Genomic DNA, 12,332 nt, shown 5'->3' with positions numbered 1-12,332 from the left:
GGCACCCCACAATGGGGGAGTGAACGAGCCGATACCCGTCATCCGGGACGTGGACCAGGGCACCGCCAGACTCCTGCCCGATGTGGACCGGGACAGGGCCTGGCTGCTCACCGTCGACGGCGCGCCGCAGTCGTACGTCGACCTCGACGCGCCGGACCACCTCGAATTCGAGTACGTGCGACGGCTCGCCCACGTCGTGGACTGCGCGGCGGCACCGGGCGCCCCCCTGGACGTACTCCACCTCGGGGGCGGTGCGCTCACCCTGCCCCGCTATGTCGCCGCGACCAGGCCCGGCTCCCGGCAGGACGTCGCCGAGGCCGACCTCGGGCTCCTGGCGCTGGTCGCCGAGCATCTGCCGGTCCCCGACGGCAGCGGGATCACCGTGCACGGCGTGGACGCCCGCGACAGGCTGGAAGGGACCCGGCCCGGTTCCGTCGACCTCCTGATCGCGGATGTCTTCGGCGGCTCGCGGGTGCCCGCCCACCTCACCACCGTGGAGTACGCGAGGGCCGCCCACCGGGCGCTGCGCGACGGCGGAGTCTACGCCGCCAACCTCGCCGACGGCGCGCCCTTCGGCTTCCTCCGCTCCCAACTGGCCACCTTCGCCGCCGTCTTCGAGGAGATCGCCCTGATCGCCGAACCGGCGGTGCTGCGCGGCCGGCGCTTCGGCAACGTCGTCCTCGTCGCGTCCCGGAACCCCGTCGACACCACGGCACTGACCCGTCGCTGCGCGGCCGACGCCTTCCCCGCCAGGGTCGAGTACGGCCCCGCGCTGGACCGGCTCGTCGGAGCCGCCCGGCCGGTCGGGGACGGCGAGGCGGTCGCCTCACCCGAGCCGCCCGACGGAGCCTTCGGCATCGGCTGAGACCGGCTTCGGCCCCTCGGCCGCCACCACCTCGGTGGTGGCGGTGGCGCGGGTCAGACTGCGGACCTCGGGGACGAACAGCACGGCGCCGGTGACCACCACGATCAGCGCAGCGCAGCCCCACAGGGCCTCACCGCGCCCGACCAGGGCCTCCACCGGACCGGCGAGGGCGGTGGCGACCGGCATCATCGCCACCGAGCCGAACCAGTCGTATGCCGAGACGCGCGACAGCTTCTCCTCCGGGATCTCCTGATGCATGGCCGTCATCCACGAGACCCCGAACACCTCGATGGCGACGCCGCTGACGAACATCACCCCGCAGAGCCCCGCCACCGGCAACGGCACCGCGAGCCCCGCCGACGGCAGGGCCAGCGGGAAGACGCAGAGGGTTCCGGCCAGCAGCATCCGCCGGGGCTTCCAGCGGGTCATCAGGAACGCCCCGCCCAGTGTGCCGACCCCGAACGCGGCGAGCGCGAAGCCCCAGGGGCGGGCGCCCCCGAGTTCGTCGCGGGCGACCAGCGGCCCGTACACCGACTCGGCGGCCCCCACCGCGGCGACCACCACCGAGAACTGCGCCACGATGCTCCACAGCCAGGGGCGGCCGATGAACTCCTGCCAGCCGTCCCGCAGATCGGCGAGCAGACCGCCGCCCGGCGCGCGCGAGGGGATGTGGCTGACGTCCAGGAAAGCGCGCAGCGCACCCGCCAACGCGAAGGACGCCGCATCGATGGCCAGCACCCAGCCCGGGTCCATCGCGGCGATCATGGCGCCGCCGAGCGCCGCGCCGCCGATCGTCGCGCCCTGCGTGGCCATGCGGAAGAGAGCGAAGGCGCGGCTCGCCTGCTCACGGCTGACGCTCGACATCAGCATGCCCTCGGCCGCCGGGCCGAAGAACGCCTGCCCCGTGCCGCACAGCGCGGTGAGCAGCATCATCTGCCACAGCTTCGGATCGCCGGCCAGGACCAGCCAGGCGAAGGCGGCCTGCGAGACGCAGTTGAGGGCGTTCGCGGCGACCATCACCCGGTGACGCGGCAGCCGGTCCGCGACCGCCCCGCCGATCAGCAGGAAGAGCACCAGCGGTGCGGTCCTGGCGGCGGCGACCAGGCCGACGTCGCCGCCGTCACCACCCGCGTCCAGAACCGCGAACGCGGCCGCGATCAGCGCGCCATGGGTGCCCAGCCCCGTGATGACCGCGGCGGCGGTCAGCAGACGATAGTTGCGGCCGGGGCGGCGTAAGGGGGAAGCGGGAGCGGCAGTCACCAGAGGACTATCGCCGCCGCGGCCGGGCCCTGCCAACTGTTTTCCCGGAGGCGGCGAAGAGGGTCAGTCGGACGCGGCGACATCCACCAGCCGCACGGTGCTCAGAATCTTCCGGATCGTCGTGTCGGGAAGTTCGTCCTTGACGTTGTCGGCTGCGTACAGGACCCAGGACGCGAACTCGCCCTTCTTGTTCTTGAAGGTGAAGGCGATCGTCTTGCCGTCGCTGTCGCACTTCGTCCGCTTCGTCACATCGGGAGCGGTGGCCGTGACGACCTGGCCGGTCAGACCCGACTGGGTGGTGTACTGCTCGGCCGGCGTGAACTTGATGGTGCTCTGCGGCATGTGCTGCGCGTACGCGGCCCACGCCCAGGTCCCTGCCTCGCTGTGGGCGTTCTTGGCGGCGTCGGTGGCGCCCTCGGCGCCCCTGGTGCCGGCGCTGGCGAGGCTGATGTCCTCCGAGACGCCGTCCTTGTCGGGGTCTGCCACGCACCACTTCTTCTGGTAGAACGACGGCGCGGAGAAGCCGATGAGGGGCGAGTGATCCCCCTTCTTCTTGTCCTCGAAGTACGAGGGCGAGCCGGGGGCGCCGACCTCCCAGTCGCCGGGCACGTCGAACTGCGTGCCCCACTTCGGATTGGTGACGACCTTCCAGCCCGCGATCAGGGGCTTGGCGTCCCCGCCGACGCCGCGCGGGTTCGCCTCGGACGAGGACACGGACGGCTCGGCGGGCGCCGAGGAGTTCTTGTCGTCGGCGACGTCCTTGCCCTTGCCGCCGTCCTTGTTCATCACGACGACACCGGTCACCACGGCGGCCACGACGACAGCGGTGGCCGCGACGATGGCGACGGCGGTGGTCTTCTTCTTGCCGCCGTCGGGCTGCGGACCCCCGGCCGGACCGGGGACCGCGTACTGCGACACGGTCGGCTGCTGGTACGGGTTCGGCTGCGGGTATCCGGGCTGCTGGCCCTGCTGCGGGTAACCCGGCTGCTGCCCGGGCTGTCCCTGCTGCTGATATCCCGGCTGCTGATAGGGGTTCGGCTGCTGGTACCCCGGCTGCTGATACGGGTTCTGATTCTGGTCCTGCGGGTTTTGCTCGCCCCCGGGCGGCTGCTGTCCTGGCCACATGGCGAGTAACCATAGAGGGGCGGTGGCCGGTCGGCTACGCCCGCCCCCGTGAGCGGGCGGCGAAGGAAGCGACAGGGCAACCGGGCGCACGGGATCCGGGGATGGCCAAAGAGTTCTACTCGTAAGTAACATCTGATCATGAGCGCTGAACAGATGACCGTCGGCGAGATGCTCGTCGCGACGGTCCCGATGGCCCGAACCCTCAATCTCGAGTTCCTGGAGACGACCGCCGAGCGCGCGGTGGTCCGTCTGCCGGACCAGGCCGACTACCACAACCACGTCGGCGGACCCCACGCCGGTGCGATGTTCACGCTCGCGGAGTCCGCGAGCGGCGCCATCGTCATCGCCGCCTTCGGCGACCAGATGTCGCGCGCCGTCCCGCTGGCGGTGAAGGCGGAGATCGGCTACAAGAAGCTGGCCAAGGGAGTCGTCACGGCGACGGCGACCCTCGCCCGCCCGGTGGCCGATGTCGTCGCCGAACTGGACGAGGGCAAGCGCCCCGAGTTCCCCGTGGCCATCGAGATCCGGCGCGCGGACGGCGCGGTGACCGGTGAGATGACGGTCGTCTGGACGCTGCGTCCCCACACCTGATCCGGCACGGTTCCCCGAAAGGCCGCCACGCACCCCGGCAGGAGGGTCGTGGCGGCCCTTCGCACTGTCCGGGCGGAGGACGGGCCAGGTAGCATTCCCGCGGTGCGCCGGGGAGTTGACCGGCGGGCAATGGGACATCAGTTACGGGAGGAACCGGCGTTGCACATCCAGGAGTGGCTGGAGACCGTCCCCGCGGTCAGCGTGTACGCCCTGGTGGGCGTCGTCATCGGACTGGAGAGCCTCGGCATTCCGCTGCCGGGCGAGATCGTCCTGATCAGCGCGGCGCTCATGGCCGTCGGACACGACGGAATCAACCCCTGGGTCCTCGGTGCCTGCGCATCGGTCGGTGCGGTCATCGGTGACTCGATCGGATACGCCATCGGGCGCAAGGGCGGACGGCCGCTTCTCGCCCGGCTCGGCGGGAAGTTCCCCAGGCACTTCGGCGAGAGCCAGATCGCCACGGCGGAGCGGTCGTTCCACAAGTGGGGGATGTGGGCGGTGTTCTTCGGCCGTTTCGTCGCACTGCTGCGGATCTTCGCGGGCCCGCTGGCCGGCGTACTGCACATGCCCTACTGGAAGTTCCTGATCGCCAACGTGCTCGGCGGCATCGTCTGGGCCGGCGGCACCACGGCCGTCATCTACTCGATGGGTGTCGTGGCCGAGTCCTGGCTCAAGCGGTTCTCCTACCTCGGCCTCGTGGCCGCGGTGCTGATCGGTCTGACCTCGATGCTGATCCTGAAGAACCGGGCCAAGAAGGCGGCGGCACGGACATCGGCCGTCTCCACGCCCGAAGCGGGGACCGTGCCGGCCGCGGACTGACTCGGCAGAGAGCCGGGCGGCGGGGGCGGCGGGGCGGGTCTGGACGACCGCCCGCCGCGCCCCTCGGCTCCGTTCCGTTCAGCTCCGGTGCACCTGGCGGTGCGCCTTGGCCAGATCCATGTAGCCCGCCGCGTTGAACTTGATGCCTTCGAGCTCCTCCTCGGTCAGCTGCCGCTTGACCTTGGCGGGGACACCGGCGACGAGCGATCCCGGGGGTACCTGCATCCCCTGCGGGACCAGCGCCTGCGCCGCGACCAGTGAACCGGCGCCGATGCGGGCACCGTTGAGGACAGTGGCCCCCATGCCGACCAGGACGTCGTCCTCGACGGTGCAGCCGTGGAGCACGGCGTTGTGCCCGACCGAGACGCGCTCGCCGACCGTGACCGGAAACCCGGGGTCGACATGCACGCTGCAGTTGTCCTGGATGTTGCTGTCGGCGCCGATGACGATGGGACCGCAGTCGGCACGCAGCACGGCGTGGTACCAGGCGCTGGAACCCGCCGCCATCGTGACCTCGCCGATCACGACCGATGTCGGTGCGGTGAAGGCCTCCGTATCGATGTCCGGCTCCTTGCCGTCGATTCCCGTGATCAACGCCTGTTCTGCCATCGCCCGTTCCTCCGTGCTCAGGTGTGGTGCGGTCGCGGTCGTTCGATCGTCACGGCTCGTCCGTCGCCGTTCGATCGCCGGGGGGAACGGTATGCGAAGGACGGCGGACTCCCGTCGAGTGGGGTGAACATCACAGGTTGCCGCGGTGATCGCGCCGGGCGCCGCCGACTACCGTGTGCGAGTGCCCAAGAACAGGAACACGTTCTCCTCCCTCGCCGCCTGGCGGCGGCGCGCCCTGTCCCGGGCGGTCCACCAAGGCTGGCGCTGGGTGCAGGAGTCGGGTGCGGTCACCGCGGAACATCCCGGCGGGCTGCGGTTCGGCCGGATCGGCACGGGCACCCGGCTGGCCTTCCCTCAGGGCACGGTCTTCGGAGAGCCGTGGATCGAGCTCGGTGCCCACTGCGTGATCGGTGAACAGGTCACGCTGACCGCCGGACTCATGCCCGACCTGGACCTCGGACCCGAGTCGATCCTGACCCTGGGGGACGGGGTGGTGCTCGGCCGCGGCAGCCATGTCGTCGCCGACACCAAGGTGACCATCGGCTCGGACACGTACTGCGGACCGTATGTGTACATCACGTCCACGAACCACAGTTACGACGATCCGCACGAGCCGGTCGGCAGGCAGTGGCCGCGCATGCAGCCGGTCGCCATCGGGCCGGGGTGCTGGATCGGCACCGGGGCGGTGATTCTGCCGGGGGCCACGCTGGGGCGCAACGTGGTGGTCGCGGCAGGCGCGGTCGTACGGGGGGAGGTGCCCGATCACGCGGTGGTGGCCGGTGCTCCCGCTCGTGTCGTACGCAGCTGGGATGCGGAGAAGGGCTGGCAGCCTCCGCTGCGTACCCCCGCTCCGGTACCGATCCCGTCGGGCGTCACCCCCGAGCAATTGCTGTCCCTGGCGGAACCGGACGAGTCCACGGGCCGGTCCGGCGACTGAGGGCGGTGGTGGGGGGCGGACCCTCAGCCGGTCGCGAGCAACACCGTGCCCACCGCGGCCACGACGACCCCGGCGCACTGCGGCAGCCCCGGTCGCTCCCCGACGACGATCCCGATGCTCACCGGCACGGCGACACCCAGCGATCCGAGCGGGGAAACCACGCCCATCGGGCCGAGCGCCAGGGCCTTGTAGAAGCTCAGCATCGCGACCGGCCCGACGGCGCCCGCCGCGACGGCGAACCAGAGCTGCGGGCCCGCCTAAGGGCTGTCCCGTAATCCCTGGCGGGCGCACGACGACAGCTACTTCCCCAAGCTCTCGGCTGCGCTCGAGCAGGGGAGGCCCCATCCTCGCCGCGTTGTCGGAACGTCCGAATACATCCAGTACGCGGACGTCCCTCCGCCTTGCGATGCACCGCATCTGACGCCGCGCGCTGATCCACCAGGGATTACGGGACAGCCCTTAGCTCCAGCCGCCGGTGGCGAACACGACGGCCCCCAGCACCACCGCCGCGGCGGTCTGCGAGACGACGACCACGGTGAGCGCGGGTGTACGCCGGTGAGCAGTCCGCCGCCGAAGTCGGCCGGCCCCCGGAGCAGGCTGGTGGCCAGGGCGAACAGCGCTGTCATGGCAGGCCTCGCAGTACAGTGCGATGGACGGTGGGGTGCACCACACCGGAGTGCAGTATTTTCGACCCTGTCATCCAGAATATTGGACGGAATGTGTCTGACCTCGATCAGCTCACTCAGTCGCTGGCGCGCAATCTGAAGCGCTGGCGGGGGGAACGCGGCTTCACCCTGGACGCACTCGCCGCCCGTGCCGGAGTCAGCCGCGGCATGATCATCCAGATCGAGCAGGCCCGCACCAACCCGAGCGTCGGCACCGCGGTCAAGCTCGCCGACGCGCTGGGCGTCAGCATCACCACCCTGCTCGACTACGAACAGCGGTCCCCGGTCCGGCTGGTGCCCGGGAGCCAGGCAGTACGCATGTGGTCCACGGAGGCGGGCAGTTCCAGCACCCTGCTCGTCGGCACGGAGGCCAGGGGCCCGCTCGAACTCTGGTCGTGGCGACTGATGCCCGGCGACAGCAGCACCTCCGACCCGCACCCCGAAGGCACCGTCGAACTCCTCCACGTCACCGAGGGCGAACTCACCCTCGTCGTCGACGGAATCTCGTACTCCGTACCCGCCGGCGGATCCGCCACCTTCGAGGCGCACCACCCGCATGCCTACCGGAACGACGGCTCCGGGCCCACCGAGGTCACCATGGCCGTCTCCATCCCGCCCGTACGGTGAGAGGTCGGCCGACTTCACCCGTACGGTGAGATGCCGGCCGGCCGCCTTCGGGACGCTGTTGGCGTGGCGCGCATGCGCGCACCCATCGGATCGTTCGAGAACGCAGGCCCGGCGGCCAACCGCCTCGACCTGCTCCCTCCACCTGTCGTCGCGGCCGTGACGGAAGGCTGGGGCGGTGTTCCGGGCAAGGCGCTGGCCGCGCTGCCGGGTGCGGTGATCGTCGACGGCCTGGGCGTCAGGAGCTGAGGACGCCGCTCAGCCGTGCGCGCGGCAGAGAGCCCGAACCTGCACACCGCCGCGGTGCGACGGCAGCCAGCGGGCCGCGAAGTCGACGGCGTCGGTGAGGCGGAAGAGCCGACTCGTCGACGCACCCACCGGACCGGTGCGGACCGCCGCACCGCCGTCCGAGCGGGCGAAGTCCGCCCCCAGATCCGCGAAGTCGCCGTCGTCCAGCGCGACATCCTCGTACTCCCACCACCGGCGCCGGCCCCCGGCCGCCACCACACAGCGATAGCTGCGGCGGGGCGGGGCCGGTACCCGGTACTCGCCGAGATGGAACGCGGTGCAGGTGTCGAACCCGGTGCCCAGCAGGAGCACTTGGGCCCGCAGGTCGTAGAGGCGGGCCAACGGGGAGTCCTCCCCGAGATGGCAGTCGGGGCGGTGGTGCGCCATCAGTTCCCGCGCCGACGGACCGAGCGCTGCGAACGACGTCTGGGGATGTCCGCTGCGCGCCGCCCCCTCGGTCAGCCGCACCGCCTCCGCGAGGCGGCCCATCGACGGCGCGGCCGAGGTCGCCGGGTCGAAGGGCGGCATGCTCGCACGGACCGCCTCCCGGGCCCGGTCGGTGAGACCGCGAACCCGGTCGAGATAGTGCGGAGAGGTGTCGGAGTTCTCCGGGGTGAACGCCGGGACGACGAGTGTGCCGTGGCGGCCGAGGGCGTCCCGCAAGGCAGCGGCCACCGCCCCGACCCCGCCGCTCACCGCACCCACGGCACGCATCGACGCATGCACCAGGAGGAGGCCGTTCCGCTCCACCCCGAGCTCGTGCAGCTGACCGGCCAGCCCGGTTCGGCCGTGGCGGACGGTCGGCACGGTCGTAGTACTCACAGCGGGCCATTCTCCCAGCCGGACGGCGCATGCGACACCACGCACATTCGGCCGGGGGACAGGAGTGCTGCGGCTACCGGCCCAGTGCCGGAATCTCGATGGCGGGGCAGCGGTCCATGATCATGTCGAGCCCGGCCGCCCGCGTGCGGTCGTACGCCTCGGTGTCGATCACACCGAGCTGGAACCAGACCGCCTTCGCACCCACCGCCACTGCCTCGTCGGCGACGCCGCCCGCCAGATCGCTGTTGACGAAGACATCCACCACATCGACCGGGAACGGGATGTCGGCCAGCGACGCATAGCCGTCCTCGCCGTGGACCCGCTCCGCCTTCGGGTGTACCGGGACCACGCGCTTGCCGAAGCGCTGCAGCACCTCGGCGACGCCGTAGGCCGCGCGCGAGCGGTTGTCGGACAGTCCCACGACGGCCCAGGTATCGCCCGTTTCCCGGAGAATCCTGCGGATCATCTCTGCGTCTGCGTACATGATCCGGACAACGGACGGCGGCCCCGGAGCATTCCCGGCCGGGGCATAGGCTGGCAGGATGCAGGAGCAGTACCGGACAGTCGCCCGAGCGGGCGTGCACGAGACCGAGATCAACCGGTCGCGCTTCATCTGCGCGCTCGCCCCCGCCGCCACCGAGCAGGAGGCGCAGGACTTCGTCGCCCGCGTCCGCAGGGAGCACCCGACCGCCACCCACAACTGCTTCGCCTACGTGATCGGCGCCGATGCCTCCGTACAGAAGGCGAGCGACGACGGGGAGCCCGGCGGCACCGCGGGCGTACCCATGCTGCAGATGCTGACGCGCCGTGAGATGCGTTACGTCGTCGCCGTCGTCACCCGCTACTACGGCGGTGTGAAGCTCGGCGCGGGCGGCCTGATCCGGGCGTACGGGGGAGTGGTCGGCGAGGCCCTCGACGAGATCGGTACCCTCACGCGGCAGCGATTCCGCCTCGCCACGATCACGGTCGGCCACCAGCGCGCGGGCAAGCTGGAGAACGACCTCCGGGCCACCGGGCGGACCGTGCGGGAGGTCCGGTACGCGGAAGCCGTCGTCATCGAGATCGGGCTGCCGGACGCCGACGTCGAGGTGTTCCGCGGCTGGCTGGCCGACGTGACGGCGGGCGAGGCCCGGCTGGAGCTGGGCGGCGAGGCGTATGGGGACGCCTGACGGGGGAACGACGGCCAGCGGACCCGGTGCTGTCCGCCCCCGTGAACCGGCGGGAGCATGCTCACCCCGCGCGAACAGCTGTTCACGTACACCCGGACGTGGATCGTCGCGGTCGGAGATGCTCACCCCGCGCGAACAGCCGTTCATGCTGTCCCCGGTGGTGATGGCCCTGTCCCCGCTCGCACGCCTGGGACGGGTGCTTCCGGCCCTCGCAGGAAGCGCCGCCGACCCACGGGCTCCCCGATTCCCAGGAGACAGGCCGGCGTGACACCGGAGCGCCCTTCGTCAGCCAGGCGGACGCCCGGCACCCGGGTTCGCCGGACCCGGCTGCGCGGGATTCTCCGACAAGGGTGATGAAGAGCGCCGTGACGGTGGTCAGTTGGAGCCGTCGGTGAAAGCCGTCGGGGAGGTCATCGGCCTGCCGGCGCCCGGGGGTGCCCGGTGATCAGCGGCCGCCCGCCAGGGATTGCGGGACAGCCCTTTGGCTCTGCGGGACGTCCTTGACGAACACGATCCCGTCGCTGTCCGCCAGGTGGGCCGGGTCGAGCGGGGCGTAGCCGAACCAGGGGGATTCGCGGGGGGCGGGGCGCGCGCCGGCGAGGGCGGTGGCCAGTCGCGGGGCGTCGATGACGCAGCGGTCCTCCGGGAGCGCGTACAGGAGTCCTTCGACGGTGTCCGGCGGCGGCGTGTCCACACCCTGGTGCCGGATCGTGCCGAGGGCCGTGGCCAGGAAGGCGTACTCCTCGCCGAGCCGGGCGCTCACCAGTGCACCGGCGCTCCACCACTCCACCGGCTCCTCCCACAACTGCATCGTGCTCTTCTCCCGCTGGAGATGGGAGTTGTGGGCGTGGACGAGTGCCGGGCCCCGGGCGGCGACGGCGAGGAGGTTGTCGGCCATCATCTGGTCCCGCAGGCCCACCAGCCGGGTCATGCGGGCCGGTGAGGTGTCGGCCATCCAGTAGTGGTAGCGCAGCAGTCCGGTCGCGGTGCGCCCGTACAGGCGTGCCCGGTCCCAGTCGTCCCGCGAAGTGGCCGTGATCAGGTGTGGCGTCCGCTCGTCGAGCAGTGCCGCCAGGTCGTCGGCGAGCAGCCGCAGCCGACCGGCCTCGGCCGACTGCCCCACGGACTGGGCCGGGTCCATCATCGCGGCGGGATCGGTCCACCGGTCGTCGGTGCCGAGCAGGCGGTCGAGTGTTTCCTCGGTGCAGGGGAGGAGGTCCGCGCCCACCTGGGCGGAGAGGTAGCCGTGGAGTGCGGTGAGGGCCTGCCGGGGGCTCGCGGCGTGGGTGATCTCCAGCGGGCCGTCGAAACCGGCGAAGCGGACCCGCTCGGACGCGGGCCGGCCGTCGTTGTACGCCCGCATCCAGCGCACCAGTTCGCGGTTGGGGGCGGACACGTTGAACCACTCGTGGCTGAAGCCGCGCTCCATGGCCTCGTCGAGGGTGCCCGTGCCCGAGGTGACGTAGTCGTCCACGACCCGACCCCTCATGCAGTCGCTCTCGATCGCGATCGTCCGGTACCCCTCCTGTTCGACAAGTTGCCGGAACAGTTCGTTGCGCAGTTCGAGCAACGTGTCCTCGGCGTGGGTGGGCTCGCCCAGGGCGAGCAGCCGCGGCCGGGCCGGGAGCAGCCTCATGACGGCGGCGGCCTCGACGGCATGGGCGGTGTCTGTGATGTCAGTCGCCATGCCTTCAACGGTATCGTTGAAGTTTCGATTGAAACTTTCCCGCGCTATCGTCAGGAATGTGGGACGAAACCTTCAAACCGGCGAGCGACTCAGGCCGGTCGACCTGGCGCGCGGGCACGGCCTGTCCACGCAGGCCATCAGGAACTACGAGGAGGCCGGCATCCTTCCGGCCGCCGGTCGCACCCCCCACGGCTACCGCATCTACACCCCGCTGCACGCGCGGGCCCTGGGCGCGTTCCTCGCCCTGCTGTCCGGCCACGGCCACCAGACGGCGACGTCGATCATGCGGGCCGTGAACGAGGGCGCGGTCGATGAGGCGTTCCGCCTCATCGACGAGAGTCACGCCCAGCTACTCGACGACCGGCGGACACTCCAGGCCGTGGAGAGTGCCCTCCGCGACCTGGCGCCCATTGCCGTGTCCGGACCCGACGCGGTGGTGGGCGGGCCCGGCGGCACGTTCATCGGGCCGCTGGCGGAGGCGCTCGGAATCCGGCCCGCGACGTTGCGCACATGGGAGCGCGCCGGGCTGGTGCGCCCGCGCCGCGACCCGTCGACCGGGTACCGCGTCTACGACGAGGCCGACGTACGGGACGCCCGACTGGCCCACCAGCTCAGGCGGGGCGGCTACTTGCTGGAGCAGATCGCCCCACTGATCGCCCAGGTGCACGCGGCCGGCGGACTGGAGCCGCTGGAGGCCGCACTGCGCGACTGGCGCGGCCGGCTGTCCGCCCGAGGGCGGGCGATGCTGACCGGGGCCGCCGAGCTGGAGGCGTACCTCCGCGGGCACGGATGAGACTTCGGCCGCCGGCGGGTTGTGCGCACGCTGCCGGCCCGCACCGCCTCCCGGCCGTGTCGTCCGGGAGGACCGTAT

General features: G+C 71.4%; 14 protein-coding genes and 1 pseudogene. 8 read left to right on the top strand and 7 right to left on the bottom strand.

Features of this window, described 5'->3' with window-relative positions:
- Window positions 1–19 precede the first annotated feature (19 nt).
- Window positions 20–865, top strand: coding sequence for a spermidine synthase (locus tag ACF08M_RS12785; protein ID WP_392185245.1), 846 nt, complete (start codon window positions 20–22; stop codon window positions 863–865).
- Here ACF08M_RS12785 and ACF08M_RS12780 read toward each other — a convergent pair.
- Both ACF08M_RS12780 and ACF08M_RS12775 read right to left on the bottom strand, forming a co-directional pair.
- Complete coding sequence (locus tag ACF08M_RS12780; protein ID WP_392185244.1) at window positions 827–2,125, bottom strand: MFS transporter; 1,299 nt, start codon at window positions 2,123–2,125, stop codon at window positions 827–829. The two genes, ACF08M_RS12785 and ACF08M_RS12780, sit on opposite strands and share 39 nt — an antisense overlap.
- A 63-nt stretch (window positions 2,126–2,188) precedes the next feature.
- Window positions 2,189–3,250: a hypothetical protein gene (locus tag ACF08M_RS12775; RefSeq protein WP_392185243.1), complete on the bottom strand. Its 1,062-nt coding sequence runs from the start codon at window positions 3,248–3,250 to the stop codon at window positions 2,189–2,191.
- Window positions 3,251–3,403: 153 nt separating this feature from the next.
- Here ACF08M_RS12775 and ACF08M_RS12770 point away from each other — a divergent pair, with 153 nt between their 5' ends.
- Both ACF08M_RS12770 and ACF08M_RS12765 read left to right on the top strand, forming a co-directional pair.
- The gene (locus ACF08M_RS12770; RefSeq protein WP_392185308.1) at window positions 3,404–3,841 is read left to right on the top strand and encodes a DUF4442 domain-containing protein; all 438 of its coding nucleotides are present in this window, start codon (window positions 3,404–3,406) and stop codon (window positions 3,839–3,841) included.
- 159 nt (window positions 3,842–4,000) lie between these two features.
- A complete protein-coding gene (locus ACF08M_RS12765) occupies window positions 4,001–4,660 on the top strand; it encodes a DedA family protein (protein WP_392185307.1) in 660 nt (219 codons plus the stop codon).
- 78 nt (window positions 4,661–4,738) lie between these two features.
- Here ACF08M_RS12765 and ACF08M_RS12760 read toward each other — a convergent pair whose 3' ends face one another.
- On the bottom strand, window positions 4,739–5,269 hold the full coding sequence (locus ACF08M_RS12760) for a gamma carbonic anhydrase family protein (RefSeq protein ID WP_392185242.1): 531 nt from the start codon (window positions 5,267–5,269) through the stop codon (window positions 4,739–4,741).
- Between the two features lie 181 nt (window positions 5,270–5,450).
- Between ACF08M_RS12760 and ACF08M_RS12755 the strand changes: the two genes are divergently transcribed.
- Window positions 5,451–6,206, top strand: coding sequence for an acyltransferase (locus ACF08M_RS12755; protein ID WP_392185241.1), 756 nt, complete (start codon window positions 5,451–5,453; stop codon window positions 6,204–6,206).
- Window positions 6,207–6,244: 38 nt separating this feature from the next.
- On the opposite strand, the pseudogene ACF08M_RS12750 reads toward ACF08M_RS12755, so the two are convergent.
- Window positions 6,245–6,463, bottom strand: a pseudogene (locus ACF08M_RS12750) (hypothetical protein); the annotation flags it as partial.
- Between the two features lie 462 nt (window positions 6,464–6,925).
- On the opposite strand from ACF08M_RS12750, the gene ACF08M_RS12745 reads away from it, so the two are divergent.
- Entirely contained in the window at window positions 6,926–7,498 is a 573-nt protein-coding gene (locus tag ACF08M_RS12745) for a helix-turn-helix domain-containing protein (RefSeq protein ID WP_392185240.1), read from the top strand.
- Window positions 7,499–7,570: 72 nt separating this feature from the next.
- A complete protein-coding gene (locus ACF08M_RS12740) occupies window positions 7,571–7,744 on the top strand; it encodes a hypothetical protein (RefSeq protein WP_392185310.1) in 174 nt (57 codons plus the stop codon).
- A 9-nt stretch (window positions 7,745–7,753) separates the two neighbouring features.
- On the opposite strand, the gene ACF08M_RS12735 is transcribed toward ACF08M_RS12740, so the two are convergent.
- Both ACF08M_RS12735 and ACF08M_RS12730 read right to left on the bottom strand, forming a co-directional pair.
- Window positions 7,754–8,605: an aminoglycoside N(3)-acetyltransferase gene (locus ACF08M_RS12735; protein ID WP_392185239.1), complete on the bottom strand. Its 852-nt coding sequence runs from the start codon at window positions 8,603–8,605 to the stop codon at window positions 7,754–7,756.
- Window positions 8,606–8,678: 73 nt separating this feature from the next.
- Complete coding sequence (locus ACF08M_RS12730; protein WP_392185238.1) at window positions 8,679–9,089, bottom strand: CoA-binding protein; 411 nt, start codon at window positions 9,087–9,089, stop codon at window positions 8,679–8,681.
- A gap of 58 nt (window positions 9,090–9,147) precedes the next feature.
- Between ACF08M_RS12730 and ACF08M_RS12725 the strand changes: the two genes are divergently transcribed.
- Complete coding sequence (locus ACF08M_RS12725) at window positions 9,148–9,774, top strand: YigZ family protein (RefSeq protein WP_392185237.1); 627 nt, start codon at window positions 9,148–9,150, stop codon at window positions 9,772–9,774.
- A 445-nt stretch (window positions 9,775–10,219) separates the two neighbouring features.
- On the opposite strand, the gene ACF08M_RS12720 is transcribed toward ACF08M_RS12725, so the two are convergent.
- Window positions 10,220–11,461 carry an erythromycin esterase family protein gene (locus ACF08M_RS12720; RefSeq protein ID WP_392185236.1) on the bottom strand — a complete coding sequence of 414 codons (1,242 nt, stop codon included), beginning with the start codon at window positions 11,459–11,461 and terminating at the stop codon, window positions 10,220–10,222.
- Between the two features lie 58 nt (window positions 11,462–11,519).
- On the opposite strand from ACF08M_RS12720, the gene ACF08M_RS12715 reads away from it, so the two are divergent.
- Window positions 11,520–12,254 carry a TioE family transcriptional regulator gene (locus ACF08M_RS12715; protein WP_392185235.1) on the top strand — a complete coding sequence of 245 codons (735 nt, stop codon included), beginning with the start codon at window positions 11,520–11,522 and terminating at the stop codon, window positions 12,252–12,254.
- Window positions 12,255–12,332: the final 78 nt, after the last annotated feature.

Origin of the sequence: Streptomyces sp. NPDC015032, from assembly GCF_043080425.1 — a bacterium.
Taxonomy (GTDB): Bacteria; Actinomycetota; Actinomycetes; order Streptomycetales; family Streptomycetaceae; genus Streptomyces.
This window is presented reverse-complemented; position numbering and strand designations above follow the sequence as displayed.